This is a genomic window from Streptosporangium sp. OZ121 (genome assembly GCF_051918885.1).
In the GTDB taxonomy this organism is placed as follows: domain Bacteria; phylum Actinomycetota; class Actinomycetes; order Streptosporangiales; family Streptosporangiaceae; genus Streptosporangium.
In genome coordinates, this window is sequence record NZ_JBPXMC010000044.1 from 1 (window position 1) to 26,956 (window position 26,956).

At 72.6% G+C, this 26,956-nt stretch carries 24 protein-coding genes; 8 read left to right on the forward strand and 16 right to left on the reverse strand.

The window, feature by feature from the left end:
* Positions 1–187: 187 nt before the first annotated feature.
* On the reverse strand, positions 188–1,060 hold the full coding sequence (locus ACTOQ1_RS40205; protein ID WP_440073558.1) for an alpha/beta fold hydrolase: 873 nt from the start codon (positions 1,058–1,060) through the stop codon (positions 188–190).
* A gap of 71 nt (positions 1,061–1,131) precedes the next feature.
* Here ACTOQ1_RS40205 and ACTOQ1_RS40210 point away from each other — a divergent pair, with 71 nt between their 5' ends.
* Both ACTOQ1_RS40210 and ACTOQ1_RS40215 read left to right on the forward strand, forming a co-directional pair.
* Entirely contained in the window at positions 1,132–1,653 is a 522-nt protein-coding gene (locus ACTOQ1_RS40210) for a CGNR zinc finger domain-containing protein (protein WP_440073559.1), read from the forward strand.
* A 278-nt stretch (positions 1,654–1,931) separates the two neighbouring features.
* Complete coding sequence (locus ACTOQ1_RS40215; protein ID WP_440073561.1) at positions 1,932–2,510, forward strand: HAD-IA family hydrolase; 579 nt, start codon at positions 1,932–1,934, stop codon at positions 2,508–2,510.
* Here ACTOQ1_RS40215 and ACTOQ1_RS40220 read toward each other — a convergent pair.
* The 10 genes from ACTOQ1_RS40220 to ACTOQ1_RS40265 form a co-directional block, all read right to left on the reverse strand.
* Positions 2,461–3,741, reverse strand: coding sequence for an MSMEG_0565 family glycosyltransferase (locus tag ACTOQ1_RS40220; protein WP_440073562.1), 1,281 nt, complete (start codon positions 3,739–3,741; stop codon positions 2,461–2,463). The two genes, ACTOQ1_RS40215 and ACTOQ1_RS40220, sit on opposite strands and share 50 nt — an antisense overlap.
* Entirely contained in the window at positions 3,738–4,565 is an 828-nt protein-coding gene (locus ACTOQ1_RS40225) for a carbon-nitrogen hydrolase family protein (RefSeq protein WP_362691363.1), read from the reverse strand. The genes ACTOQ1_RS40220 and ACTOQ1_RS40225 overlap by 4 nt, the downstream gene beginning before the upstream one ends.
* Before the next feature lie 3 nt (positions 4,566–4,568).
* Positions 4,569–5,411, reverse strand: coding sequence for a carbon-nitrogen hydrolase family protein (locus ACTOQ1_RS40230; RefSeq protein WP_362691360.1), 843 nt, complete (start codon positions 5,409–5,411; stop codon positions 4,569–4,571).
* The gene (locus tag ACTOQ1_RS40235) at positions 5,408–6,901 is read right to left on the reverse strand and encodes an MSMEG_0567/sll0787 family protein (protein ID WP_440073563.1); all 1,494 of its coding nucleotides are present in this window, start codon (positions 6,899–6,901) and stop codon (positions 5,408–5,410) included. Before ACTOQ1_RS40235 ends, ACTOQ1_RS40230 begins: the two co-directional genes overlap by 4 nt.
* A 7-nt stretch (positions 6,902–6,908) precedes the next feature.
* The gene (locus tag ACTOQ1_RS40240) at positions 6,909–7,961 is read right to left on the reverse strand and encodes an MSMEG_0568 family radical SAM protein (protein WP_440073564.1); all 1,053 of its coding nucleotides are present in this window, start codon (positions 7,959–7,961) and stop codon (positions 6,909–6,911) included.
* 10 nt (positions 7,962–7,971) lie between these two features.
* Positions 7,972–8,484, reverse strand: coding sequence for an MSMEG_0572/Sll0783 family nitrogen starvation response protein (locus ACTOQ1_RS40245; protein WP_362691351.1), 513 nt, complete (start codon positions 8,482–8,484; stop codon positions 7,972–7,974).
* Between the two features lie 13 nt (positions 8,485–8,497).
* Positions 8,498–9,313 (reverse strand): amidohydrolase family protein, encoded by an 816-nt coding sequence (locus ACTOQ1_RS40250; RefSeq protein WP_440073566.1) that lies wholly within the window; start codon positions 9,311–9,313, stop codon positions 8,498–8,500.
* A gap of 1 nt (position 9,314) precedes the next feature.
* The gene (locus ACTOQ1_RS40255) at positions 9,315–10,622 is read right to left on the reverse strand and encodes an MSMEG_0569 family flavin-dependent oxidoreductase (protein WP_440073568.1); all 1,308 of its coding nucleotides are present in this window, start codon (positions 10,620–10,622) and stop codon (positions 9,315–9,317) included.
* Positions 10,619–10,900 carry an MSMEG_0570 family nitrogen starvation response protein gene (locus ACTOQ1_RS40260; protein WP_440073569.1) on the reverse strand — a complete coding sequence of 94 codons (282 nt, stop codon included), beginning with the start codon at positions 10,898–10,900 and terminating at the stop codon, positions 10,619–10,621. The genes ACTOQ1_RS40255 and ACTOQ1_RS40260 overlap by 4 nt, the downstream gene beginning before the upstream one ends.
* A gap of 232 nt (positions 10,901–11,132) precedes the next feature.
* Positions 11,133–11,912 (reverse strand): sugar phosphate isomerase/epimerase family protein, encoded by a 780-nt coding sequence (locus tag ACTOQ1_RS40265; RefSeq protein WP_440073571.1) that lies wholly within the window; start codon positions 11,910–11,912, stop codon positions 11,133–11,135.
* A 245-nt stretch (positions 11,913–12,157) separates the two neighbouring features.
* Here ACTOQ1_RS40265 and ACTOQ1_RS40270 point away from each other — a divergent pair, with 245 nt between their 5' ends.
* Positions 12,158–12,832: a pyridoxamine 5'-phosphate oxidase family protein gene (locus tag ACTOQ1_RS40270; protein WP_440073572.1), complete on the forward strand. Its 675-nt coding sequence runs from the start codon at positions 12,158–12,160 to the stop codon at positions 12,830–12,832.
* A gap of 164 nt (positions 12,833–12,996) precedes the next feature.
* Here the strand turns inward: ACTOQ1_RS40270 and ACTOQ1_RS40275 are convergent, their stop codons facing one another.
* Entirely contained in the window at positions 12,997–13,884 is an 888-nt protein-coding gene (locus ACTOQ1_RS40275; protein ID WP_440073574.1) for a helix-turn-helix domain-containing protein, read from the reverse strand.
* 314 nt (positions 13,885–14,198) lie between these two features.
* On the opposite strand from ACTOQ1_RS40275, the gene ACTOQ1_RS40280 reads away from it, so the two are divergent.
* Positions 14,199–16,166 carry a serine/threonine protein kinase gene (locus ACTOQ1_RS40280; RefSeq protein WP_440073575.1) on the forward strand — a complete coding sequence of 656 codons (1,968 nt, stop codon included), beginning with the start codon at positions 14,199–14,201 and terminating at the stop codon, positions 16,164–16,166.
* A complete protein-coding gene (locus ACTOQ1_RS40285) occupies positions 16,163–18,109 on the forward strand; it encodes a serine/threonine protein kinase (protein WP_440073577.1) in 1,947 nt (648 codons plus the stop codon). The genes ACTOQ1_RS40280 and ACTOQ1_RS40285 overlap by 4 nt, the downstream gene beginning before the upstream one ends.
* Here the strand turns inward: ACTOQ1_RS40285 and ACTOQ1_RS40290 are convergent.
* Positions 18,102–19,001 carry a LysR family transcriptional regulator gene (locus tag ACTOQ1_RS40290; protein ID WP_440073579.1) on the reverse strand — a complete coding sequence of 300 codons (900 nt, stop codon included), beginning with the start codon at positions 18,999–19,001 and terminating at the stop codon, positions 18,102–18,104. The two genes, ACTOQ1_RS40285 and ACTOQ1_RS40290, sit on opposite strands and share 8 nt — an antisense overlap.
* Positions 19,002–19,109: 108 nt before the next feature.
* Here ACTOQ1_RS40290 and ACTOQ1_RS40295 point away from each other — a divergent pair, with 108 nt between their 5' ends.
* Entirely contained in the window at positions 19,110–19,970 is an 861-nt protein-coding gene (locus ACTOQ1_RS40295; protein ID WP_440073581.1) for an aldo/keto reductase, read from the forward strand.
* Positions 19,971–20,139: 169 nt separating this feature from the next.
* Here the strand turns inward: ACTOQ1_RS40295 and ACTOQ1_RS40300 are convergent, their stop codons facing one another.
* Complete coding sequence (locus ACTOQ1_RS40300) at positions 20,140–21,981, reverse strand: discoidin domain-containing protein (RefSeq protein WP_440073583.1); 1,842 nt, start codon at positions 21,979–21,981, stop codon at positions 20,140–20,142.
* 467 nt (positions 21,982–22,448) lie between these two features.
* Between ACTOQ1_RS40300 and ACTOQ1_RS40305 the strand changes: the two genes are divergently transcribed.
* Positions 22,449–24,080 carry a serine hydrolase domain-containing protein gene (locus ACTOQ1_RS40305; RefSeq protein WP_440073584.1) on the forward strand — a complete coding sequence of 544 codons (1,632 nt, stop codon included), beginning with the start codon at positions 22,449–22,451 and terminating at the stop codon, positions 24,078–24,080.
* Here ACTOQ1_RS40305 and ACTOQ1_RS40310 read toward each other — a convergent pair.
* Together ACTOQ1_RS40310 and ACTOQ1_RS40315 are read right to left on the reverse strand one after the other, a co-directional pair.
* Positions 24,065–24,709, reverse strand: a complete 645-nt coding sequence (locus ACTOQ1_RS40310) for a response regulator transcription factor (RefSeq protein ID WP_440073586.1) — start codon at positions 24,707–24,709, stop codon at positions 24,065–24,067. The two genes, ACTOQ1_RS40305 and ACTOQ1_RS40310, sit on opposite strands and share 16 nt — an antisense overlap.
* On the reverse strand, positions 24,706–26,001 hold the full coding sequence (locus tag ACTOQ1_RS40315; protein ID WP_440073587.1) for a sensor histidine kinase: 1,296 nt from the start codon (positions 25,999–26,001) through the stop codon (positions 24,706–24,708). The genes ACTOQ1_RS40310 and ACTOQ1_RS40315 overlap by 4 nt, the downstream gene beginning before the upstream one ends.
* A 239-nt stretch (positions 26,002–26,240) precedes the next feature.
* On the opposite strand from ACTOQ1_RS40315, the gene ACTOQ1_RS40320 reads away from it, so the two are divergent.
* Positions 26,241–26,750 carry a hypothetical protein gene (locus ACTOQ1_RS40320; protein WP_440073588.1) on the forward strand — a complete coding sequence of 170 codons (510 nt, stop codon included), beginning with the start codon at positions 26,241–26,243 and terminating at the stop codon, positions 26,748–26,750.
* Positions 26,751–26,956 lie beyond the last annotated feature (206 nt).

Sequence of the window (26,956 nt, forward strand, 5' to 3'; positions counted from 1 at the left end):
CGGAAACGGGGAACGCTCCGGCGCAAGCCGGAAGCTGCCTGAGAGCGCGCTCACCACAGCACACTCACAAGCAACGGGATTCCAGCGACGGATCATCGGTTCTCCTCGTCGTACGGCGTCGTGCGGCACGTGACGCGCCCCATCTTCCCGTCCCCGGCTTTCCGGCCGCGCCGCGGGTGGCCGGCGGTCAGCGGGGAAGCACGCGGCCGAGGAAGTCGTCGACGAGCCGGGCGATCTGGGCTCCGTGGCTCTCCAGGGCGAAGTGACCGGTGGGAAGCAGGTGGACCTCCGCGTCGGGCAGGTCGCGTTGGAAGGCCGTGGCGCCGCCCGGCCTGAAGATCTCGTCGTGGGCTCCCCAGACGGCGAGCAGCGGGACCTGGCTCGCGCGGAAGTACTCCTGGAAGGCCGGGTAGAGCTCGATGTTGGTGATGTAGTCGCGGGCGATCCGGAGCTGGATGTCGACGTTGCCCGGACGCTGCAGCAGCGCGAAGTCGTGGCGCCAGGCGTCGGGGCTGACGAGGCTCTCGTCGGGCACGCCGTGGGTGTACTGCCAGCGGGTCGCCTCGAGACTCTGGAATTGGCGGACGGGGGCCTCGGTGACCGGGGAAGGATCGGTGCCGTAGGCCCGGATCGGGGCCCAGAACTCCTCGTCCAGCCCGTCGAGGTAGGCGTTGCCGTTCTGGGTGACGATCGCGGTGACGCGCTCGGGGTGGGCGGTGGCGAGCCGCCAGCCGATGGGCGCGCCGTAGTCCTGCACGTACATGGCGAAGCGCGACAGGCCGAGCCGCTCGGTGAAGGCGGCGGTGATCTCGGCCAGGTTCGCGAAGGTGTAGTCGAAGTCGTCCACGGACGGCGCCGCGGAGTAGCCGAAGCCGAGGTGGTCGGGAGCGACGAGCCGGTACCGCGTGGCCAGTCTCGGGATGAGGTCACGGAACATGTGGGAGCTCGTCGGGTAGCCGTGCAGCAGGAGCAGGACCGGCGCGTCGGGGCTGCCCGCCTCCCGGTAGAAGATCTCCTGCCCGCCCGCGACGGCGGTGCGGTAGCGAACCATCTCATCCATGCCTAACCCCTTTGAGTCGTTGAGGAAGTTACCCATGACCAGCGAAGCACCATCACTGCTAACCTGTCAACATGCTCAATGTGGTTATAAGAGACGTTGATCTCCTGGTGGACCTGCTCAACACCACCCCCGTGGTCGACGGCGTCCCCACGGACGTGCTGCGGGACCGGCACAAGGCCACCCGATGGCTGGGCGAACGCGACCTGCCCCGCTCACCGGCCGCCGTCGCCTCGGCCCGCCGCGTCAGGGACGCGATCGCCCGCGTGGTCAGGGACGAGGAACCCGCCCGGACGCTGGAGCCCTTCCTCGAAGGGGTGTCACAGATCCCGTCGGTCGGCGACGACGGCGTGCGCTGGGAACTGGACACCGGTTCCGCGGACCCGTTCGGCATCCGGTGCGTGCTGGCCTGGGCGCATCTCCGGGAAACCCTGCCCGGCCGCCTGCGCCCGTGCGCCAACGACGACTGCCGCCTGTTCCTCGTGGACCACAGCCGGGCCAACTCCCGCCGCTGGTGTTCGATGGCCGCCTGCGGCAACCGCCTCAAGGCCCGGCGGCACCACCGGCGCGCGACGAACCGGGGCGGCGACGACTGAACGGCGACGGGACCGGACAGGCGCACGACATCGGTCAGGCGTGCGGCGGAGGAACGCCGGGATCCGTTCCGGCCGTGGCGACCGAGATCTCCATCTTGAAATCACACACGAAGTACGATCGAATGAACACGAAAGGGTTTCGGAGCGGCCTCGAACGATCGTTGATCATCCTCATCCCGCCGAGCGCGGGACGCGCCGGAGCCGGGCGTGCGAGGCCCACCCGCCGCGTCGGGGGTGACACCGGAACCGTCGGCGCAGGACCGATCCGAGGAGGACCCGTGACCACGTGGATGCTGCTGGACTACGGCGAGGTCATCTCCATGCCACAGCCCTCCGACGCGACGGCCTCCATGGCGAAGCTGATCGGCCAGGACCAGGCGACCTTCCACGACCGCTACTGGCGCCACCGCGAGGCCTACGACCGCGGCCAGCCCTCCCACCTGTACTGGGGCGCGGTTCTCGGCAGGACGCTCGCCGGCGACGATCCGCTCGTCGCCAAGCTCGACGCGGCCGACGTCGAGAGCTGGTCCCACCTGAACCCGGAGACCCTGCGCGGCATCGAGGACCTCGCGGGACGCCACAGGCTCGCCCTGCTGTCGAACGCCCCCGAACCACTGGCGGCGGCCATCGACGACGCCCCCTGGGCGGCGGCGTTCACCCATCGCTTCTACAGCTGCCGCATGGCCCTGACCAAGCCGGACCCCGCCATCTTCGAGGAGGTCCTGCGCCGCCTCGACGCCGCCCCCGGCGACGTCACCTTCCTCGACGACCGGGCCGCCAACGTCCGCGCCGCGGCGGCGCTCGGCATCAACGCCCTCCTCTACCCGGAGTGGCCGCCTTTCCCTCGCTCGGGCTGACGGGTTCGCGTAAGGCCGCGTACAGGGCGATGTGCCGCTCGGCGGCCGACCGCCAGGTGTGGCGGGCGGCGAGCAGGCGGCCCGCGGCCAGGCGCGCGAGGTCGGTTCCGGCCAGTGCCGCGCCGATCTGGGCGGCGAAGCCCGCCGGGTCGCCGGCGAAGCGCGCGGCGGTCCCGAACACCTCGCGCAGGACCGGCAGGTCCCGGGTGACCAGCGGCACGCCCGCCGCCAGCGCCTCCATGGCGGCCAGGCCGAAGCCCTCCTTGAGCGAGGGAAAGGCGAAGACGGCCGCGGAGGCGACCAGCGACGGCAACTCCTCGTGGCGGACGGGACCCAGGACGACCGGTTCCACGCCGAGGACCGCGGCACGCTCGGCCCACCGGGCCCGGTAGTCGCGATAGTCGAACAGGGTCTCGCCCCCGGCGATCACCAGCTTCAGGCCGGGGTCTCCGGCGGCCAGCGACGCGTACGCCTCCAGCAGGTCCAGCGAGCCCTTGCGGGGCTCGATACCGCCGACCGTGAGGACGTAGCGTCCCAGCCGGTCCCTCCAGCGGCCGTCGCCGCGCGCGGCGGCCTCCGCGAACCGGTCCGCCTCGACGCCGTTGGGGATGACCGTCGCGGTGATGCCCCATCCGCCGGCGAGCTCGGCGGCGACGGCACGCGAGACGCAGACGTGCGCGCGGGGTTCGACGATGGCGCGTTCGTGACAGGCGGCCAGCTCGGGGGTGGTGAAGTGGTCCAGGTGGTGGACGGTCCGCACGCACCGCTCGACCGCGTTGGCGCTGATGCAGTCCTGGGCGTGCACGATGTCGTAGCCGCCGGGGGTGAACGCCTCGCGCAGCGCGGAGATCGAACGCAGCACCCGCTTCCCCACCGTCTCACCCGCCACCTCGTCGAAGGGCACCACCACCTGCCGCACCGCGGGCGCCACGGGCCGGAAGAACCCCGCGTCACCGCCGCGGCCGAGCGTCCAGACCGTCACGTCCTGGCCCGCCTCGGCCAGCGCCTCGGCGAGGTTGAGGGTGTGCACGACCCCGCCGCGCGGCTTGGTGGAGTACGTCAGCAGCGCGATCCTCATCACCGGGAACGCCCCTGGGGCGTCTCTCGCGCCGACCGTGCCGACCGTGCCCGTAGTGCTCTCGGTGCCCCCGGTGCTCATCGCGCCCGCCGCACGGGCAGGGTGCGCAGCGCGTCCGGTGCTGACCGCGCCCGGCGTGCGCGCGCCGCTCATGAGGCTCCCCGGTAGCTGCCGGGCCTGCGCTCGTCGAGATGGCTCAGCACCCGCCGCGCGGTGGCGATCTCGGCGGCGACGTCCACCTCGGCGACCGCCAGGCCCGCCTTGGACCAGGTGCGGGCGAGGATGTCACCCCCGGGACCGACCACCTTGGCCTGGCCCAGGAAGCGCATGCCGCCCATCGCGCCGGTCTGGTTCGACGAGGCCAGGATGACCTGGTTCTCGGCGGCACGGGCGCAGTCGTAGAGGTCGAACAGGCGCGACTGGCGGTCCTGGGCCATCCGGGGCGCCCGGTTGGTGATGCTGGTCGGCCAGGCCGACAGGCAGGCGACGATCTGCGCCCCGTCCAGGGCGAGGCTCCGCGCCGACTCGGGGAAGGTCTTGTCGTAGTCGATGAGCATGCCCACGCGGCCCACCGGGGTGTCGAAGGCGTCGAAACGCTCGCCGGGCGCGTACGCCGCGATCTCCCCGGCGGGCAGGTGCACCTTGCGGTGGCGTCCCAGCACGCCGTCGCCGCTGACACACGCGGCGCTGTTGTATCTGCGGGTGCCGTCGGCCTCGCAGTAGCCGACGCACACCACCATCTCGGCGGCCAGCTCGCCGACCCGCTTGATCAGCGGGTCGTCGGGGCCGAGTGCCGGGGGCAGCGCGTCGGGGTCGGGATGGCGCAGGTCGGCGAGGTAGCCGCCCAGCGCGGCGTCGGGCAGTACCAGCAGCCCCGCTCCCGCCCTTCGGGCGTCGTCGATCAGTTTCGCGATGCGCCGCAGGTCGAACTCCAGGTCCCGGCCGAAGTGCGCGGAGGCCGCGGCTATGCGGATCACGGTTCAGGATCCTCCCACGGCGAGCGCGGGACGGTAGGCGTCCGGGCGGCGGTCGCGCAGGTGGCCCATGGAGCGGCGGGCGGCCTCCAGCGCCGCCCGCACGTCCAGTTCGGCGACCGCGACACCGCCCGGTACACCGGTACGGGCCAGGATCTCCCCTCCAGGGCCGACTACCTTGGCGCTGCCGACGAACCTGAGGGCGCCGAAGACCCCCGACTGGTTGGCCGACAGCCATACCACCTGGTTCTCCAGCGCCCTGGCCTGGTCGAAGAGGTCGAACCTGCGGGTCCAGCGGTCGTCGGCGAGGTCGGGCGCGGGATCGGTCCTGCTGGCGGGCCAGGCCGACACGCAGACCACGATCTCGGCACCGTCCAGCGCCAGCGCCCGCGCCGACTCGGGGAACGCCTTGTCGTAGCAGATCATCATGCCGAGACGGCCGACCGGCGTGTCGAAGGCGGAGAAGGAGTCACCGGCCGCGAACAGCGCGTTCTCGCTGAGCGGCTGGTGGACCTTGCGGTGGTGACCGAGCACGCCGTCGCCGCTGAGGCAGACCACGCTGTTGTACCTGCGGGGGCCGTCGGCCTCGCAGTAGCCCGCGCAGACGACCATGTCGCCCGCGAGAGCGGCCAGCCTGCGGATCTCTGGCCCGGCGGGGTCCAGGGCGGGCGGGGCGTCCTGCGGGTCGCCGTCCATGCTGAGCAGGTAGCCGCCCAGGCATGCCTCCGGCAGGGCGAGCAGCCCGACCCCTTCGGCCCGCGCCGCGGTGATCAGCTGCTCGATGCGGGCGAAGCCGCCCTCCACGTCGCGGTCGAACGGCGCCGCGACGGCGCCCATGCGTAACTTCACGTTTCTCCTTCCCCGGGTTCTGCGGCCCTGCCCAGCCCGGTCACCGGGCCGGTGATCACTTCGGTCAGCTCCCCGTCCGGCCAGCGCAGCCGCACTCCCCCGCCGGGAACGAACTCGCCGCACGCGGCACCGGAGGCGGGCCCGGCGTCGAGGCCGGGACTGCCGGGACGCTCGGCGGTGAGCATCGCGAAGCCGGGAAAGCAGGTCAGCCAGTCGCCCATGCTGGCCGCGCCGGGCCTGGGCAGGGACGCGACGTCCAGTACGGCGCCGCAGCCGGAGGCCTCGGCGAGCATGCCGAGGGTGCCCGCGACGCCCGCCATGGACACGTCCTTGGCGGCGGCCGGGCGGGCGGCGGCGACGGCTCCCAGCATGGCCCGCAGCTGCGGGGTGCGGCGGTGCGTGGTGGAATCCCACTGGCGGCCCGTGTAGCCGGGCCTCCACCCGCCGCCCAGGTCCGCGGTGAGCCACACCCGGTGTCCGGGACGCGCCCCGCCGCCGGGAACCGGCTTCCGGGCGCGGCCCAGCGCGGTGACCGACAGCGCCGCCGGTACGCCGAGCTGGGTGTGACCGCCGAGCACCGGCACCCCGTACGCGTCGGCGGCGCGGCGCAGGCCCGCCAGGACCCTGGCCACCGCCGAGGCGTCGCGGGCGCCCACCGCGTCCAGCAGCCCGACCGGCTCCGCGCCCATGGCCGCCAGGTCGTTGAGGTTGACCAGTACCGAGCACCAGCCCGCCCATTCCGGGTCGCGCTCCACCATGGACGGCAGGATCGCGTCGCAGGCCGCGACCAGGTCGCTGCCCGGCACCGGGGCGCCGTCGTCGCCGACAAAACCCGAACCGCCGGGCGCGAGCCCGGCCAGCAGCGCCCCGAGATCGCTCTTGGTGGCCGCGACCAGCGCGGCGATCCTGCCGACGGGCCAGCGCATCAGCACATGCGGTACGCCGGCCACGGCCAGGGGGCGTACGGGCCGCCAGCCAAGGCGGGTGAACATGCGCTCGGCACCGGCCCTTACGGTGGCCTCGAAGCGCAGCGCCCCGGCCGCCTCGGCCCGCGCGCACGCGGCGCGCACCAGCGCCGGGCCGATGCCCGCGCCGTTGCGTTCGGCCGGGTCGACGGCGAGCCGCCCGCCGCTCCACCACCCGATGTCGGGGCCGTCACCGGCCGGCCCGAGCCGGACCCCGCCGACCACGGCGCCGCCCCGGTCCCTGGCGACCAGGACGACGGTGCGCGGGTCGTCGTCGCGATCGTCCAGGTCGTGGCCGCTGAACACGCGCTGCTCGGTCACGAACACCCGGTGCCGCAGCGTCCGGTAGGCGGCCAGCCCGGACGTGTCCGCCTCCTCCACGATGAAGGAGGGTGCGCGGGTGCCGAGCAGCACGTCGCAGACCGGCTCGGGGAGCCGCGGCCCGCGGCCGGGAGCGGTGCGGCCGCCCCGCCCCGAGCCGCCGCTCAGGGCGGAGGCGACCGGGAGATCGGAGGTGAGGCTCACGGGCGTCTCACCCGCCCGCGGCCTGGAGCGCGCTGCACGCGCCGCACGCGGCGCAGCCCGCGCGCTGGTCGGCGCCCGCCATGCCCGCGTCCCGCAGCAGCGCGGCGACACTCTCGGTCACCCGGCGGACCACGGCCGGGTCGGGGCCCGGCACGCCGTCGCGGCCCGCGAGGGTGTCGCGCATCGGGCGGAACGGCACGACGAACGGGTACACGCCGCGCTCGACGAGCCCCGCGGCCCCGGTCACCAGCTCGTCGGGATCCTCGCCGAGACCGACCAGCAGGTAGGTGGAGACGCGGTTGCGGCCGAAGACGCGCACTGCCTCGTCCCAGGCCGCCTCGTAGGCGGACATCGGCACCTCGGACTTACCCGGCATCCAGCGGCGGCGCACCTCCTCGTCGAGGGACTCCACGTGGATGCCGATCGCGGACGCGCCCGCCCGCCTGAGCTCGCCGATCCAGGCCAGGTCGGCCGGCGGCTCGCACTGCACCTGGATCGGCAGGCCGGGTACGGCCTCCAGCACGGCCCGCACCGAACGGGCCAGGACGCGCGCGCCCCGGTCGGGGCCGCCGGTGGTGCCGGTGGTCATCACCATCTGCCGCACCCCGTCCAGGCGCACCGCCGCCTCGGCGACCTCGGCGAGCTGCGCCGGGGTCTTCGCGGCGACGGTGGCGCCCGAGCTCAGGGACTCCTCGATCGAGCAGAACCGGCACCGCTCCGCCTCGCCGTAGCGGACACAGGTCTGCACCACCGTGGTGGCCAGCACGTCGGCGCCGTGCAGCCGGGCGATCCTCTCGTACGGGACGCCGTCGGCGGTCGCCAGGTCGTAGAAGCGAGGACGGCCGACCGCGTGGACGGAGGCACCCAGATCGGTCTCGCCCAGCCACAGCCTGCCGTCCCTGACGGTATACGGGCTGGCCGGGTTGAGCGGGATCGCGGCGTTGGCGCCGTCGAGGACCAGGTGCCCGTCGTCGCTGGGTCCCGCACCGCCCGCGCGGCGCACCGGGGCGTCCACGCGGATGCCCAGGATGGCCACGTCGACTCTCGTGCCGACACTCACCGGTGCCCCCTCAGAACATGTAGGTCGAGTTGATGATCGCGCCCTTGCGGCCGTAGTGGATCAGCGCGTCCTGCACGTCCAGCGGGTGCGTGGGGATGACGCCCTCGATGAGGTCCTCCTCGCGGGCGCCGTGCAGCGACAGGCCGAACCGGCAGCAGTAGACTTTGCCGCCCTCCTCGATGAACGTCTTGAGCGAGTTGTTGATGTTGTGCTCGCCGGGGAAGGCGGAGTTGCCGGTGGTCGGGAAGCCCCGGGTGGCCAGACAGTTCAGCGAGCCGGGACCGTAGAAGTAGATCGCGGACTCGAAGCCCTTGCGCAGCGCCCGGGTCGCCTGCAGGATCGCCACGAAGCTCACCGACGACTCGTGGGCGATGCCGTGTACGAGCGTGAAGTACGACTCGCCGTTCTCCGCCTGGTAGTCGGGGAAGACCTTGGTGCCGCCGTACAGGCTGGAGCCCTCCGGCAGGGAGGGGTGCGGGATCTCGGTGAGGCTCTGCTTCTCGAGGTCGGTCAGGTCGGTCATGGGTCTCTCCTTGTCAGCCGTACAGTTTCTCGAAGGTGTCGCGGAAGGCCAGGCGGGCCAGTTCCCCGTCGCCGGCCGCGGCGGCGAGGCGGGCGCGCTCGCCCGCGTAGTCGCCCCACGGCTCGTCGCTGGCGAACAGCACCCGGTCGTGGCCGACGCCGCGCCGGTCGATCTCCTGGGCCAGCCAGCGCGGTGTGAATCCGATCGCCCAGGAGAGGTCGGTGTAGACGCGCTTGCCGGCGGTGATCCAGTCGAAGAACCGCGCCCCGGCGAGCTTGATGTGGCCGCTCATGCCGCCGCCGAAGTGCACCAGGTGGACGGCGACCTCGTCGCCGTACCACTCGACCAGGTGGCCCACCTCGTCGATGTCGGAGGCGGCACCCGGCGAGGTGTGCACGTGCACCACCAGGCCGTGCAGGCGGGCCGCGGCGAAGATGCGGTCGAGCGCGGGCCGGCAGGCCGGGTCGGTGGGGCGCCCGCCCAGCAGGAAGCTGAGCTTCAGCGCGCGCACGCCGCTCTCGGCGGCCAGCGCCAGTGCCTCGGCCGTGCGCCGCTCGTCCTCGGGACGCGGCGAGACCCACAGGCCGCAGCGGATCCGGTCATCGCGGTCGGCCGCCTCCAGGCAGAGCTCGTTGAAGGCGAACGCGACCCCGGGATCGGGCACTCCGTAGTTGGGCATCACCAGGGCGCGCTCGGTGCCCTCGGCGTCCAGGTCTGCCAGGAGCCGTGCGACGCTCGCGCGAGCGGTCGTGTCGGGGTTGACCGGAGGGCCCCCGTAGAACGGGTAGGCGGGCAGGACCCCGAGGTGGCGGTGGGCGTCGAAGACCATGTCATGTTCCCAGCAGCTCGGGGTGGACGAAGTAGCCGAGCGGCGCCGGTCCCGCGGCGCGCGGGGCGGGTACGGGACCGCCCGCGGCGGCGATGTGCCGGGCCAGGTGCTCGGCGTCGGCCGCCACCCCGGAGAAGCGGCCCGAGCCCCAGGTGTGTTGCCAGGGCAGCCCGAGGAAGTACAGGCCGGGGACCCGGGTGACGCCGCGCTCGTGGGTGGGGTAGCCGGTGCCGTCGAAGACCGGCACCCTGATCCAGCCGTGGTCGCGGCGGAAGCCGGTGCACCAGACGACCGAGGTGATCCGTCCCAGGTCCAGGGTGTCGGGCTCGAAGGCGGGCTGCCAGGGCGGGGTGTAGCGCTTCTCGGCGGGGGCGGAGATGCGGTGGAGGTCGATGAAGGCGTCGATGGAGTCCTTGACGCTCTCGCAGACCGCGTCGGCGTGGTCGAGGTTGCGTCGCAGGTCGGGGGCGAACCGCGCTGTGCCGCTTCCGGCGCCGTTCTCGACCGTGACCAGCCTGCCGTACAGGCTCATCCCCTCCAGGGCGAAGACTCGCAGGTCGATGTCGCGTCCGCCGTCGCGGCCGGTCACGTAGTGGTTGGCGCGGGCGCGGACGGCGTCGTGGTCGTCGAAGGAGTCGATGGGCCGGTCGTAGTGGCCCATCAGGTCCAGCCAGGCCACCACGTCCCTGCCCCGGTAGAAGCGGGCCACCCGGGGCGCGCCGCCGACCGACAGGTGCACGCGCCGCCCGGACAGATGCAGGTCCTCGGCGATCTGGCACCCCGACTGGCCGGTCCCGACGACCAGCACCTCGCCCGGCGGCAACTGCTCGGGATTGCGGTAGTCACCGGAGTGGATCTGCGTCATGTGCGACGGGAACCGCTCGGCCACCCGCGGGATCACCGGGACCTGGTAGGGGCCGGTGGCGACCACGACCTGGCCCGCGGTGACCGTGCCCCGGTCGGTCTCCACGCGGAACCCCCGCCCGTCGGGAAGGAGGCGGGTGACGTTCACCCCCTCCAGCACCGGCGGGGAGAAGGAGGCGGCGTAGTCCTCCAGGTAGGCGACGATCTGGTCTCGGAGCATGAAACCGTCGTGGTCGTCGCCCGCGTAGGGGAACCCCGGCAGGCGGCACTGCCAGTTGGGCGTGACGAGGCAGAAGGAGTCCCAGCGCCGCGCGCGCCACTCGTTTCCCACGCGATGCCGCTCGAGCACCAGGTGGTCGACGCCGTCCCGGCGCAGGCAGTGGCTCATCGACAGGCCGGCCTGGCCCGCGCCCACGACGACCACCTCGTGGTGACGGCCGTTCACCGCTCGAATCTCTCGACCGTCACCATGCCGGCACCGGCGAAACCGGCCGCCTTCCTCTCGATCTCGGCGAGCTGGCCGGCCGCGGCCGTGCACCCGAACCCGTACTTCTCGCGTACGCGCCTGCCGGCCGCCTCCAGAGCCTTGCCGCTCAGCGAGACGAATTCGGCGATTGGGTACGATTGTTCGGGATGAAGGAAGTCCTCGATGACGAGCGAGGGCGAATAACAGCGTTGTCGCGAGCCATCGGGCCATCTGACCTGGAAGTACATCTCAGGCATGCGAATCTCCACAGGGGAAAGCGGCCTTATCCGAATCGGCGGGCCTTTACCGCTGACGCCAGTTCAACCGGCGGACGTTGCCGACCTGTTTCATCCGGAACAAAACGCGATTGCTGTGGTCACACCAACTTCTCCACCGGTTAACAGTGAGGCGGGACGGGGTCCCTCCCGTTTCACGGCCGGCTGTCAGCGTGTCTCGAATGCCTCGATAAGGGGACGGCGCGGAGGACGGTCACGCCGAGAAGCGGGCGACCCACTCGCGAGCTCCGGGGAGGATCTCCTCCACCGGCGCCACGTGCGGATACCAGGTGCGCTCCCACTCCAGGGAGACCCAGCCCCCGAAACCGCGCAGCAGCTCGCCGCACTCGTCGAGGGGGACCCCACCCGCCCACATCGGCACCGGGGTCGTGTCGGCGGCCGAGACCGCGTCCTTGATCTGCACGTACGCCAGATGCCCGGCCAGCGCCGCCAGGGTCTCCGCCGGCTCCTCGCCGTGCCGCCACGGGTGCAGCACGTCCCACAGCGCGCCCGCCGCCCCGGGAACGCCCGCCGCGTCCAGCAGCCGCCCGACCGCGGCGCCGGTCGGCATCGCGTCATGGGTCTCCACCAGCACCCGTACCCCTGACTCCACGCACAGGTCCGCGACCGCGCGCAGCCGCCGCGCCCCCGTCTCGACGTCGTCTCCTCCGGGGAACACCCGCACGGCGGGCGCGCCCAGGTCGGCGGCGAGCGCCAGATCGTCCCGCAGCGCCCGCACGACGGGTTCGTCCGGGCCCGCCGCGGCGATCCTGACGTATCCGGCGAGGGCGGAGACCTCCGGCCGGGCGGTCCCGGACGAGCCGGCGAGGACCGCGCGGACCTTCGCGCGCCGTGCCGGGGAGAGCCCGGCATGGATCCCGGTGTCGGGGTGGAGGCGGAGTTCGAGGCCGGCGCACCCGTACTCCACGGCCGTCGCGACGGCCTCGGGCAGGCCCTGCCCCGGCATGCCGAGCGTGCTGAACGCCAACTTCATCGAGGCTCCCTCGCCACCGTCACTCGGAAAGCGCTTCCCGAGCGGGTCCATCGTAGACGCCGCGCCATCCCGCGCGTGCCGGGGCGGCGGGGCCCCGGCGGGCGAAGCCGCAGGGCGGGTCATCCGCCGCACCGGATTAGGGGCGCGCGAGTGGGGGGAGGCCTCAGGTGATGCCGATCGGGGGACGCGGAGCCGGAGGAGCCCCGGACTCGCAGCGACATCGATCTTCTCAGCTGGAGAATCCCATGACTGGACGCGTATCGGCCCCGGGCGACCTCGGCCGCCGGATCGCCAGACGACGCGAGGACCTCGGCCTCACCCGGGACGAGCTGGCGAGGCGCGCCGGGATCGATCCTGGCTATCTCGCCTATCTGGAGGACGCCGTGGCCTCGCCGAACACCGGCACCGTGAACCGCGTGGCCACCGCCCTGGACACCAGGCCGGAGGACCTGCTCGGCGGGCACGTCGACCTGCCGCCGGGCCGGGGCCGGCCGGGCTCCCGGCCGGAGCTGGAGAAGCTGGACCGGGACGAGTGCCTGCGGCTCATCACCCCCGGCGGGGTGGGGCGGATCGCCTTCGAGGAGATCGACGGGCCGGTGATCCTGCCGGTCAACTACGCCCTGCACGGCAACTCGGTGATCTTCCGTACCGCCTTCGGCGGCCCGCTCGACGACGCCCTGCGCACCGGGGTCCAGGGGGTCGAGTCCAAGGTGGCCTTCGAGGTCGACCGGATCGACGACGCCGGCCGCGAGGGCTGGAGCGTGCTGGTGCGCGGCGGGGTCCACCACGTCTCCTCCGAGGAGGACCGTGCCGCCCTGGCGGCGCTGGGCGTCCGGCCGTGGGCGGGAGGTGAGCGAGAGCTGTACGTGAGGATCGCCGCCACCGAGGTCACCGGCCGTCGCATCCGGCGCGACCCGTGATTCCCGCGGAGACGGACGCCCGGGTCGCCGCCCGCCCCGGGCCGATCTCCTCGCGTCTCCTCACGTCTCCTCGCGTCTCCTCGCGCCCCCCGCGGCCGGTCCGCGCCCCGGTTCCCTCCCCCGGGGCCGGGAGGGCCGGGTCTCCCTGAGGGCTCGGGGAGACCTCAGATCTCCTTGATGAGGCGGTGCAGGAGGGCCGTCGTCGCGGCCGGCTGTTCGGCTTCGATCCCCAGCCGGTTCATGACGTGCCAGTAGCGCTCGACGTCGGCGACCTTGTCCAGGTAGAGGGCTCCGGTGAGCTGTTCGAGGTAGACCAGGTCGGGCAGCTCCCCCTCGGGGAAGCGCAGGATGGTGGCGGGGCCTGTCGCCGCGGCGGCCGCCCCGGCGCTGAACGGCATGACCTGGAGGGTGACGTGGCCGAGCTCGACGATCTCCGTGAGGTGCCGGAGCTGGTCGCGCAGCACCCGTGGGCCTCCGATGGGACGGCGCAGCACCGCCTCGTCGACGACGGTCCAGAGCGTGGTGGGCTCGGGCCGGGTGAGGAGCCGCTGGCGCCCCATCCGCAGGGCGACGCGGCGCTCGACCTCTGACTCGGGGGCGCCGACGCAGGCGGGCCGGATGAGGGCGCGGGCGTACTCCTCGGTCTGCAGCAGCTCGGGGACGAACTGGACCTCGTAGCCGCGGATGAGGGAGGCGGCCTGCTCCAGCCCGAGGAAGGCGTCGAACCAGGGGGGAACCACGTCGCCGTAGGCATGCCACCAGCCGGGCCTGTTGGCCTCCGCGGCCAGGGCGAGCAGCGGGGCGCGCTCGTCGTCGTCGACGACCCCGTAGAGGGTGAGGAGGTCGGCCACGTCGCGCTGCTTGAAGCCGGTCCGCCCCAGCTCCAGGCGGCTGATCTTGGAGTGCGAGGCGCGGATCGCCTCCCCGGCCTCCTCGCGTGTGATGTGGCCGTTCTCGCGCAGCCGCCGGAGCTGCGCGCCCACCAGCATGCGGACCACGGTGGGCCCGGCCTGCCGGTGATCCGGGTTCTGGCCATCGGCTTGTTCGCTCATCGCCCGAACAATGCGCAAGTTCGCCCCTTTCGACCGCGACCGGTCGCCCAGTGAATGGTCGAGCTTTTCACGTCGGGGCGGTTCCCCGCAGTGAGACGAGGACACCGCGGCCCGAATTTAGGCCATTCCCATACGGAACAGCAGGTTCACCGGAACCCGGACCACGCCTCGGGCGGGTGACGTCCACCCTGTCGTATCCGTGTAGCGCGGCACCCGGAGAAGTCCGCACCTCTTCTCCCGAATTCTCCACTTTATGATGCCGAATCCTCATAATTGGTGATCTCTAATGGACTCCTCGGAGAGGAAGCCAGACCATGCCCGATATCGACCCCGTACGGGCGGGGGATCCCGAACGCGTGGGCGAGTACCAGGTCGCCGGGCGGCTCGGGGAGGACGTCTACCTCGCCACGGCCCCCTCGGGAGACCGGGTGGTGGTGCGCCTGCTCCCCGCGGACGTGAGCCCCGAACGGTTCCGGGAGGCGATGGAGCCGCTGCGGGAGATACCCGCCTTCTGCACGGCGCAGGTTCTGGACAGCGGGCCGGACGGCGGGGTGGACGGCGACAGGCCGTACATCGTGAGCGAGTACGTCGACGGCCCCACGCTGCGGGAGACGGTGACCTCCGAGGGCGTCCTGGGCGCGGCCGCGCTGCACCGGCTGGCCGTCGGGACGATGACCGCCCTGGTCGCCCTGCACCAGGCGGGTACGGTCCACGGCGACCTGCGCCCCGACAGCGTGGTGTTCGGCCCCGACGGGCCACGGGTGATCGACCTCGGCATGGCGCGAGCGCTGGAGGCGACCGCGTCCAGCACGACCCGCAAGGTCGACGTCCCCGCCTACAGCGCGCCGGAGAGGCTCATGGGCACCTCCCCCGGGCCCGAGGGGGACCTGTTCTCGTGGGGGGCGACCGTGGTCTTCGCCGCCTCGGGCCGCTCCCCCTTCGACGCGGGGACGATGTCGGGCACGGTCAACCGCATCGTCAACGACGAGCCCGACCTCGGCGCGCTCCCCGACGACCTGCGCGGGCTGGTCACGGCCTGCCTCGCCAAGGACCCCGCGCGGCGGCCGACCGCGAGCGACGCCCTGCTCCGCCTGGTCGGCGGGTTCCTCACCTCCGACCAGGCGCCCCTAGACCCCTCAGCGTCCTCAGCGTCGTCAGCGCCCGGCACTCCCGCCACCCGGCCGCTGCGGCGTGCCCGTCCCGCGCTGCTGATCGCGGGCGCGCTGGCCGTCGCCCTCGTCTCCGGCGGCGCGGTCTACCTGGCGGTGTCGGGGAACCCGGCGCCCACGCCCGCGGCCGCCCCGCGCCCGGCCCGAAGCACCGCCCAGGGCGCGCTCGCCCCGGCCTTCACCCCCCAGCCCCAGCTCAGCCCGAACGTCACCGAGGCGCCCTGGGAAACGGTGGAGAAGGCCACCCAGGACATCGAACTGCCGGGGACGGGCATCACCCTGCACGAGAACCCGAAGGACCCGGTCAAGCTGGGCGGCTACGTGAGCATCAAGCGCCCCTTCGCCTCGCTCGCCAGGGAGAAGGGGAAGGAGACGTTCAGACAGGTGGCCAGCGCCCTGCAGCCGGTGCTGTCCCCGCAGGGCGACCTGGTGGCGCTGAACCCGATCGGGAAGTTCGCCGAGTCGTCCTTCGACTACCTGAGGATCCACGACCTGCGGGACGGCTCCCAGTTCAACGTGCAGACCGTCGAGCGACCGCTGGAGGGGTACAACCCCGTGTGGTCGCAGGACGGTTCCAAGGTCCTGCTGTCGGTACGGGATCCGGGCAAGGAGCGGTCGGAGGGGTTCGTGGTGGTGGACGTGGCGGCGCGCAGGGCCACCCATGTGCGCACCGAGTCCATCGGCGCCGACACGTTTCCGTCCACGTTCGCGCCGGACGGCTCGGTCGCGCGGGGATACTACGACGGCAAGGGCTACGGGGTCGACTTCTACGGCCCGAACGGGCAGACCGTCCGGACGATGCACTGGGTCGGCCAGCCGCGCAACACCGGCTGGTTCTCCCCCTCGGGCGCGCTCTTCGCCACGGTGTGCCCCAAGGGGGACACCATGTGCGTGTGGGACACGGTGAGCGGCAACCGGCGCTACACGATCGAGATCGGGGAGAACGCCCGTTTCGTGAGCTGGTTCAACAACAATCACCTGCTTCTCCAGAACCCCGCCAAGAAGGGTTCAAAGATCGAGGTGGTCGACCTGTACGGCAAGTCCGTCCGGGTCCTCGCCGACCTCAAGAAGGGCGACACGGCCCTCCTGAGCTTCACCGCGGCGGCCGGATGACCCGGGTCCTGCCGCCGGCTCCCGGCGATCCCGAGCGGATCGGGCCGCACCGGGTCACCGGCAGGATCGGCCGCGGCGGGCAGGGGACGGTGTACCTGGCGGAGTCCCCCACCGGGGCGCGGGTCGCGGTGAAGGTGCTCGGCAGGGGCGGCGGCGAGCAGACCCTGGCGCGCTTCCACCGCGAGATCGAGCTGGCCCGCCGGGTGGAGGCCTTCTGCACCGCGCAGGTGCTGGAGCACGGCGAGGCCGACGGCATGCCGTACATCGTCAGCGAGTACGTCGACGGCCCCAGCCTCGCCCAGGTGATCGACGAGCGGGGACCGCTGCGCGGGGCGGAACTGCGCAGGCTCGCGGTCGGGACCGTCACCGCGCTGGCCGCCATCCACCGGGCGGGCGTCGTGCACCGCGACTTCAAGCCCGCGAACGTGCTGCTCGCCCGCGACGGCCCCCGGGTGATCGACTTCGGCATCTCCCGCGCGCTGGACGCCACCGCGACGTCCTCCGACCATCTGGTCGGCACCCCTCCGTACATGGCGCCCGAGCAGTTCGACGGGCGCGAGGCGGGGCCGTCGGCCGACCTGTTCGCGTGGGCGTCGACGGTGGTGTGCGCGGCGACGGGAGAACCGCCCTTCGGGACCGGCCCGCTGCCCGCGGTGATCCACCGGATCCTGAACGCCGAGCCCGTACTCGGTTCCCTGGACGACGAGCTGCGCGAACTGGTGGGCGAGTGCCTGGCCAAGGATCCGCGGGCGCGCCCGGCGGCCATGCCTGCGCTGCTGCGGCTGCTGGGCCATCCGGCCGAGCGGCCGTCGTACGGGACCGGTCACGAGGCGCTCGGCGAGGGCCGCAAGCAGGCCGCTCCCCCGCCGGTACGGCGGCGCCCCTCGCGCCCGGTGATCGCCGTCCTCGCCGCGCTGGCGCTCGCGGCGGCCTCCGGCGCCGCGGTCCTCGCGATCCGGGCGGCGGGGACGGAGGAACCCGCGAAGGTGGTCGCGGGCGGTACGGAGGGCACCCCCTCCCCGCCCGCGAGACCGGCGATCGGGACGATGCCCACCACCTCCACGACCGACCTGCGGATCCCCGGAACGAAGATCACCCTGCGGGAGAACCCCGCGGACACGGAGCGGGTCACCACCTACCGGGACTCGCGCGAGAGGGCGAGCGGCGCCCCCGTCTACCTCCGGCGGGGCGACACCGCGGAGTTCAGGTTCCTGGGGACGTTCATGACCGCCCTGGCCGCCCCCGGGGGAGCGCGCGTCGCCGTCAACCCGGACTACAAGCCTCCGCAGGAGGAGTTCGACCTGATCAAGGTGGTGGATCCGGCCGGCGAGCCGGAGACCCAGATCAGGACCGTCGACACCCCGCTGATGACCTTCAACCCCCACTGGGACCGGAACGGGACGAGGATCCTGCTGACGATCTACGAAGGACTCGGGAAGGAACAACGCTCCAGGGGCTTCGTGATCGTGGACGTGGCCTCGCGCACCGCCCGCGTCACCCGGATGCCGGACGACGACCACCGCTCCGACTACGTCTGGGGCGCCGGCTCGGCCTCGGTCCTCCACGCCGGGCCGGACGGGGCGGTCCGCTTCTACCGCCTGGACGGCACGCTGCTGCGGACGGTCCCGAAGGTGGGCGAGCTGGTGCGGGACGACGTCAGGGACACCGCGATCGGGACGGTCTTCATGACCTTCTGCCATGACAAATCCGGCGACGTCTGCGTGTGGGACGCCACCACGGCGACGCGTAAGGCCGTCGTCCCGATCAGGAAAGGGCTGACCTTCAACGGATGGATGGGTGACCGTCACCTCCTCGGCACCGTGACCGAGAAGAAGACCACGAAGGTCGTCCTGCTGGACCTGCGCGGGAAGGTCGTGCGTGTCCTCGCGGACGGCCCCACCGCGGAGCTGGACAAGATCGGTCTCTACTACACGCTCAGGTGACGGGCTCCGCCGCGGTCCGGCCGCTCCTCGCCTCGTGGACCTCGCGCAGCAGCGCGGCCGCCGCCGCGCTCGTCGGGTCGCCCGTCACGGTGACGGTCTCCCAGGCCGGCACGGCCCCGGCGAGCCCGACGAAGCGCACCCGGTCGGTCTTGACCGCGAAGGACTGCGGCACGAGCGCCACGCCGAGCCCGAAGGTCACCAGGTCGAGCAGCGAGTGCACGTCGTTCACCTCCAGCGAGACGCGGCGTTCGACGCCCGCGGCGGCGAACACGTCGTCGACCAGGTCCCGGGTGCCCCAGTCCGGCTGGAAGTCCACGAACCGCTCCGCCCGCAGCTCCGGCAGCTCGACCTTCTCCCTGGCCGCGAACGGGTGATCGGGCGCGCAGGCGAGCACGAGCGGCTCGTCCGCGAGCGGCCCGACCACGATGTCGTCGGGGCACCGGGCCGGGCGGGAGACGAACGCCAGGTCCAGCCGCCCGGCACGCACCTGCTCGACCAGCTCGCCGGATCCCCCCTGGCGCAGCCGGATCTCCAGGCCGGGGTAGGCCGCGAGGAAGCGGGCGAGCACGGCCGGCAGGTGCACCGCGTGCAGGCACTGCAGCGAGCCGATGGCCAGGCTTCCGCGGAGCAGGCCCTGCACCGCCGCGACGGCGTCCCTGGCCGCGTCGGTCGCCGACAGCGCCCGCCGGGCCTCGACCAGCAGCGCCCTTCCGGCGGGGGTGAGCTCGACCTGCCGGGTGCTGCGCAGGAACAGCGAGGCGCCCAGCTCGCGCTCCAGCGAGCGGATCGAGGCCGACAGGCCGGACTGGGCGACGCGCAGCCGGTTGGCCGCCCGGGTGAAGTGGCACTCCTCGGCGACGGCGACGAAGTACTCCAGTTGCCGTAGTTCCATGATTCATCACCAGGATCGCTGAAAGGCATCAGTTTCTTCTATTGGACAGCTTAATCGGGGCAGGAGAGGGTGAAAGCTGTACCAACCGATCTCCGAGGAGGAACTCCCATGCAGACACGCCGCATCGGCGACGTCCAGGTCAGCGCGATCGGTCTCGGCGGCATGCCGATGTCGATCGAGGGGCGCCCCGACGAGCAGCGTTCGGTCGCGGCGATCCACGCCGCGCTGGAGGCGGGCGTGACGCTGATCGACACCGCGGACGCCTATCACGTGGGCGCGGACGAGGTCGGCCACAACGAGTCCCTGATCGCCCGCGCGGTGGCCGGCTACGGCGGCGACACGTCCGACGTGCTGATCGCCACGAAGGGCGGCCACGTGCGCCCCGGCGACGGCTCGTGGACTTTGGACGGCTCGCCGGACCACCTGAAGAAGGCCTGCGACGCGTCACTCCAACGCCTCGGCGTCGAGGCCATCGGGCTCTACCAGTTCCACCGCCCCGACCCGAAGGTCCCGTACGCGGAGTCGGTCGGGGCGATCCGCGACCTGCTGGACGCGGGCAAGATCCGTTTCGCGGGCATCTCGAACGCCGATCCCGACCAGATCCGGCAGGCCAACGAGATCCTCGGCGGGCGGCTGGTGAGCGTGCAGAACCAGTTCTCGCCGTCGTTCCGCTCCAGCGAGCCCGAGCTGGAGCTGTGCGCGGAGCTGGGGATCGCGTTCCTGCCGTGGAGCCCGCTGGGCGGCATCTCGCGGGCCGGCGAGCTGGGTTCGCGGTTCGCCGTGTTCGAGGACGTCGCGCGGGCCCACGGGGTGAGCCCGCAGCGGGTGTGCCTGGCGTGGATGCTCGCCAAGGCGCCGGTGGTGATCCCGATCCCGGGCTCCTCGCGTCCGGAGACCATCCGCGACTCGGTCGGCGCGGTCGACGTGAAGCTGTCGGCCGAGGAGCTGTCCCGCCTCGACGCGGCCTGACCGCGAGGCGGCCCGACCTCCACGGGCCCTCCACGTGGCCTGACCGCAAGGCGGCCCTCCACGCGGCCGGACCTCAAGGCGGCTGACCTCGGCGCGGCCCGACGAGGCGCGCTCCGGCCGGGCCGGCACCGCTCCGGTGCCGGCCCGGCCGGCCGCGTACGAGGGATGTCTAGGAGGAGTAGACCTCGAACGAGGACAGCTGCCCGGCGGGCCAGCCGGTGTTGCCGGTGATGTTCAGCCGCACGTACCTCTTCGTCGTCGCCGGGAAGGTGACGGTCGCGGTGTTGCCGGTGGCCGGGTCGAAGGTGAGGCCCCGCGACGACACGAGGGTGTCGAAGGCGGTGCCGTCGGACGAGCCGAGCACCGACAGCGTCTGGGTGCGCGTGCCCCAGGCGCCGGACGGCGGCAGCTTCAGCACCAGGCGCCCGACAGAGGCCTGCGCGCAGAGGTCGACGGTGATCGACTGGGGGAAGGCGTGGTTGGCGCTCTCCCAGTAGGTGTTCGCGTCGCCGTCGGCCGCGTTGGCCGCCACGTAGTTCTGCGTGGTGCTGCTCGCGGTGATCGACTTGCCGCGGGCCAGGTCACCGGTGCCCGGGGAGCACCCGGGCGGGGGCCCGGTCGTCGCGGTCACCGTGCCGGAGGGCGGCGAGGTGTTCTGCGCGGCGTCCCTGGCGACCACGTAGAAGCTGTAGGAGGTCGACGGCGTGAGACCGGTGACGGTGAACGACGTTCCCGCGGTGCCGCCCACCCTGACGTCGGTGGCGCCCGCCTCGCGGTAGACGTCGTAGCCGGTCACCCCGACGTTGTCGGTGGCCGCGTTCCAGCCCACCGTGATGCTCGTGCTCGACGCCGGGACGGCGCGCGCGGCGCCCGGCGCGGTCGGGGGCTGGGTGTCGCGCGTGCCGCCGGCCCTGCGGGTCTCGAACTCCGTCGCCCAGTACTTCGTCCGGTCCAGGTACGCGGTCTCCGCCGCGGCGCCCGTCCTGCCGTAGGCGCCGTCGAACGTCTGGTATCCGAACCCGGCGGGCGGGGTGGAGTCGGCGGGCTCGATGGAGCTGCCCTCGTGCCACTCGTTGAACGAGGTGATGGAGACCCAGGTGGGCAGGCCGCCCTTGGCCGGGTCGAGGGCGTTGGACCACTCCAGGTCGTAGGTGGCGCCGTCGGCGCGGCCGAGGGTCGGGGTGGTGTTGCCGGGCACCGCGCGGTCGTCGATGTAGCCGGGGGCCACCGAGGGCGCCCAGATCAGGTTGTTCTGCTTGGCGTACGCGCTCGCGTTGGCCCAGCCGGGCGCGGTGGCGCCGGCGATCCCGTCGTAGGTGTACATGCCGGAGAAGTGCGCGATCTTCGACGTGTCGGTGGTCTGGGCGAGCACGATGTTGCCCGCGGTGACCTGGTCGAGCGCGGTCCAGTCGGTGATCCGCAGGCTCTCGAACACGTAGAACGCCGCCCGGTTGCCGTGCTCGGCGTCACGGTAGAAGGCCGGGTGGGAGCCGTAGCGGGTGTTGATGTAGCGGATGTCCTCGACGGTGGAGGCCGCCGTGCGCCCGCCGTACGGCTCCAGGTGCCAGGCGACCTTGACGCCGTACCGCGCGGCGGCGTCCATCACGCCCTGGGTGAGCCTGTCCTCGAAGCTGTCGCGGCCCCACCAGCTGTAGACGATGACGCCGACCCCGGCCTGCTTGATCCACTGCATGTGCCTGGTGACGGCGCCCGCGTAGTCGCCCGAGTCGTAGGCGCCCAGGCTCGGGTACAGGTCGGCGCCCACGTCGTCGGGCGGGGTGTGGCCGCCCTGCTGCCAGTGCCGCCAGTCACCGCTCGTCTGGGGATTGCCGTACCAGGAGTAGTAGAACAGGTGGACGTTGGAAGACTGCTCGGGGACGACCGCGCCGCGCGCCGGAAGCGGTGCCTGGGCTCCGGCCCAGCACAGGGCGGCCAGCAGGAGCGCGAGGACGATCTGGGCGCGTCGCCCGGTATGGCGTAAGCGGCTGACAGATTGATCGGATGTCTTCATCGGCTGACCCTTCGTCACGCGGGGCCGGATCGCCGCGGCCGGCGGAGCGTGCGGTCACCGCGATCCAGCCGGTGGGGGGCGGAGAGGATACCGCCGTCGCCGGGGGGATCGGCGAACGGCGCTGTGCACACCATAAGATGGCGGACAGATGTCCGCAATGTTTCTACTTCTTTTCGCAAAAATATGCCTACAGCATGGCTTTACACGATATATCGACCGGTAAAGGCCGACAGGTGAGCCGACCTGGATCGCGAGCGAGCACGCCCTCCTGGAACGGTCCGATGTTTCTTTCCAGCGTCGAAGGGTTTTCCATCGCCACGAGGTCTCCCGGCGTCGCGGGTCTCCCGCGGCCCGGAGGCGCGGGGCGGCAGGGAGTCCCGGCACCCGGGGAACCTGTGGTTTTTCGCAGGGGAACGCGGAGGGATCTCACAATGGTCCGGGCGGAGCGGTGTTCGTAGCGTCGACTGGTGCCCGAATTCAAGATCACAAACGGCCCGCTCCCCCGGCGTCTCGCCGGCCGCCGCCCGGTGGCCCGCGCCGCCATGTTCGCGACGGCCCTCCTGACGGCGGCCTCGCTCGCGCCGGTCCCGTTCGCGTCGGCGTCGTCGGCGTCGGCCTCATTCGCAGCGGCCCCGTTCACGGCGGCGTCATCGGTGCCGGTGTCATCGGCGGGGACGGATACCACCCTCCGGGAGATCGATCCCGCGGCCGTCGACCGTTTCGTGAACGCCTACCGGGAGGCGACCGGACTGCCGGGGGTCGCCGTCGCCGTCACCAGGGGAAACGAGGTCGTCCACGTCGCCGGCTACGGCCGTACCGCCTCCGGCGATCCCGTCACGGCGGACACCCCCATGGCGACCGCGTCGCTCAGCAAGTCCTTCACCTCCCTGGCCGTCATGCAACTGGTGGAGAAGGGGGTGGTCAGGCTCGACGAACCGGTGCGCGTCCGGCTCCCCGAGTTCGTGATGGCCGATCCGCGGGCGGCCCGCATCACCGTCCGCCAGTTGCTTGACCAGACCTCGGGCATGGCCGACCAGGCCTTTCCCGAGAGGAGCCTGCCCCAGCCCCGATCACTCCGCGAGGCCGTCGCGCGGCTGAGGGGGGCGAGGCTGGCCGCCGACCCCGGCACGCGGTGGAGCTACCACAACACCAACTTCCAGGTCGCCGCGCGCCTGGTCGAGGTGGCGAGCGGCGTGCCCTTCGCCGGTTACCTCGGAAAACACGTGTTCGGCCCGCTCGGCATGCGGAACAGCACCACGATCGACACCGAGCGCGACCTCCCCGCGAGCGCGCGGGGCCACCTCCACCTGCTCGGCGCCACGTTCGCCCTTCCCGAGCCCCCGGGGTTCGGCAACGGCTCCGGCGGGGTGATCAGCAGCGCGAGGGACATGGCCCGGTGGATGATCATGCAGAACGGCGAGGGGACCGGACCGGGCGGCGTCCGCGTCGTCTCCGCCGCGAGCGTCGCGGAGATGCGCACCCCGTCCAAGATCAAGGACTCCTACGCCCTGGGCTGGGCGATCGGCACGACGGGAAACGGCTCGCCGGTCGTCGAGCACGGCGGCGACCTGCTCACCGCGACGGCCCGGCAGACGCTCCTGCCCCGGTCGGGGTACGGCATCGTGGTGATGGCCAACACCGGCACGGCGTACGCCGACAGCGACGCCGTCGCGGACGCGCTGGTCGCCATGGCCGAGGGGCAGGAGCCCGAGGCACCCCCCTCGATTCCCCCGTACCTGATCATCGACCTCGCCGTCGCGGCGGCCGCCGCCGTGACGCTCCTGCTGGCGGGCCGCGGGCTGGCCCGCTCCCGCCGGTGGGCGGCGCGGCGTGCCGGTCACCCGGCGTGGCGCGCGGCGGCGCGGCTGCTGCCGTACGCGCTGCCGGGGGTGCTGTGCCTGACGATCACCGACGTCTTCGGGCTGCTGGCCAGGGGGAAGGACATCACCTGGACGCAGGTGGCCTACATCTACCCGTCCTTCATGATCTGGCTCGTCCTCGCCACCGGGGCCTGCGTGGTCCTGGTCCTCGTACGGATCGGCCACCTGGTCCGGGCACGCCGGGCACCCGCGCCCGGCGCCGCTCAGCCGTCCAGATAGCGCAGGATGGCCAGGACGCGCCGGCTGTAGCCGGGGGTGCGCGACAGCCCGAACTTGTCGAAGATCGCGTTGATGTGCTTCTCCACCGTGCTCTGCGACACGTGCAGGCGCTCGGCGATCGCGGCGTTGACGAGCCCCTGGGCCAGTTGCTCCAGCACCTGGGACTCCCGCCGGGTGAGCCTGCTCAGCGGGTCGGTACGGGTGGTGCGGGCGAGCAGCCGCCGGACCACCTCCGGGTCGAAGACCGTCCCGCCCGCGCGGACCCGCTCCAGCGACTCCAGGAACTCGCCCACCTCGGTCACCCGGTCCTTGAGCAGGTACCCCAGCCCCTCGGGGGCTCCGGCGAGCAGCCGGGCGGCGTAGGCCGTCTCGACGTACTGCGACAGCACGAGCACGCCCACGCCCGGCCGGCGCTCCCGGATCGCCAGCGAGGCCCGCAGCCCCTCGCCCGCCTGGCCCGGCGGCATGCGCACGTCCACGATCGCCACGTCGGGGCGGTGCCCGTCCACGGCCTCGAGCAGCCCCGCGGAGTCGCCCACCGCCGCCACCACCTCGTGACCCGCCTCCTCCAGGAGACGGACCAGGCCCTCGCGGAACAGCACGGAGTCGTCGGCGAGGACCAGCCTCATGACGGCTCCGGGCGTTCGGACCCGCCGCGGGGCAGCGTCGCCGTGACCCTGGTGGGGCCACCTGGGGGACTGTCCACCTCGAAGGCGCCGTCCAGCGCCAGAACCCGTCGCTCCAGCCCGGACAGCCCGCCGCCGGCGGGATCCGCCCCGCCCCGGCCGTCGTCGGAGATCTCCACGGTCACCGCGTGCTCGTCCTCGCTCAGGACCACCAGGACGCCGCCGGCACCCGCGTGTTTCGCGGCGTTGGCGATGGCCTCGCGGGCCACGAAGTATACGGCCGTCTCGATCTCCGACACCGGGCGTTCCGCGAGGCCGTAGCGGACGGTCACCGGCACGCCCGCCCGTTCCGCCACCCCGGCCAGGGCCGCGCGCAGGCCCAGCTCGTCCAGCGCGGCCGGGTAGATCCGCCAGGCCACGCCGCGCAGCTCGTCGAGGAGGCGGCGTGACTCCGCGTACGCCTGGTCCACGAGGGCGGCGACCACGGCCGGGTCGGCGCCGTGCCGAGCCCGGCCCAGCAGCATTCCCAGGGCCACGCCCCTCTGCTGGACGCCGTCGTGCAGGTCACGCTCGATGCGCCGCCGCTCGTCGTCGACGGCCCGCACGATGCCGCTGCGGGTGGCGGTCAGCTCCGCGATGCGGCGGCGCATCGCCTCCCGCTCCCCGGGACCGGCGAAGTACGCGGCCAGCCGCCGCTCCGCGGCCACCGTCGCCGCGCCGCACAGCGCGGCCAGCCCCAGCAGGACCAGCCCGTAGGCGGTGCCCAGCGGCCCGCTGTCGACCGTCAGGCGCACGCCGGGATACCGCAGCGGGACCGGGGACGACGCGCCGGAGAGCAGTTCCCCGACGCCGCCGGCCAGGAACAGCAGGCCGACGAAGAGACCGGTGAAGGTCAGCAGGCTCGCGAACGTGCCGAACGCCGCCCGCAGCGCGAGGTAGCCGTACGCGCTCCTCGCCGGCCCCCCGCCGGTCCCGTGGCCGGACCACACGCCGGTGCCGTGGTCGAAGCACACCGCCAGCCGGGCGCGTTCCAGCGCGACCAGTCGTGCCGTTCCCGCCGCCGCGAAGCGCCGGGCGGCGCGCCGGCCCGCGGGCCACGCCGCCAGGACCGCGAACAGCCCGCCCGCGACGCACAGGAAACAGAGCTCGGCGACACCTGTCACGCCCCCCGCGACCAGACCCGCGCCGCGCCGGGCGGCCCGCGCGACCGGCGCCCCGGCCCGCGCGGATCGAGGCACCGGCCACGGCATGACTTTCATCCTCGCGATCATCGGGGTCATCGGGGTCATCGACATCAGACGAATTGTATTGACCTTCCTTCGCCTCTCGAAGACCACCAGAAAACGACATTGACCGCCGAAACCGGGCGGTGCCGCGGCTCGGAGCCGACGGTGCCCCCGACCGGAGGACGCCGGAGCCCGCACACCGCCCGAGTGCTCGCCAGAGGACCTAAATACCTATACAAATCACCCAAAGAGTCACTGCGGTCGCGAATTGCTTTGACCGGCAACCAGGAATTAGCCATATTTACGCAATGATTTGTTTACGCCACCTCGCGGGAGCCGTCCTCGCGTCCGTTCTGCTGGCCGGCTCCGTCGCCGCCCCCGCGACCGCCTCGACCCGGGAAACCGTCGCCGTCTCCTCGACCGAGGCCGCCGCGCGACCGGGTAACGGAAAGATCCTCTACGACCGCATCAGCGGTGGGCGGGGCACGCTGAAGGTCAAGAACGGCACCAGCAGGGACGCCGTCGTCACGCTGGTCCGCGGCAGGTCCAAGGCGATCAGCATCTACGTCCGCGCCCGGTCGACGGCCTCCGTCCGCGATGTCAGGGACGGCACCTACACGATCTTCTTCACCTCCGGTTACCGGTTCAGCACCTCCCGGGGCAGGTTCACCGGCTCCCCTTCCTACCAGCGCTTCACCAGCAAGCTGAGGTTCACCACGACCTCGTCCAGCTCGACCATCTGGACCCTGACCCTCAACCCGGTCAGGGGCGGCAACGCCCGGACGACCGGCGTCAACCCGAACGACTTCCCGGCCTGATCCGGCGCGATACGGCCTGATACGGACTGATTCTTTCTGATTCGTCCTGACCTGGCGGGGTCCGGCAAGGCTCGGTGAGATCCGGCCTCCGCTCCCCCTCCCTCCCCCGTACGCCCACCATCACGGCAACGCCCGCAGCGTCGCCGGAAGATCCGCCGGGCCGCCTTCCCCCGCCGGGAAGGCGGCCCGGCGGCCGTTCGGCGTCG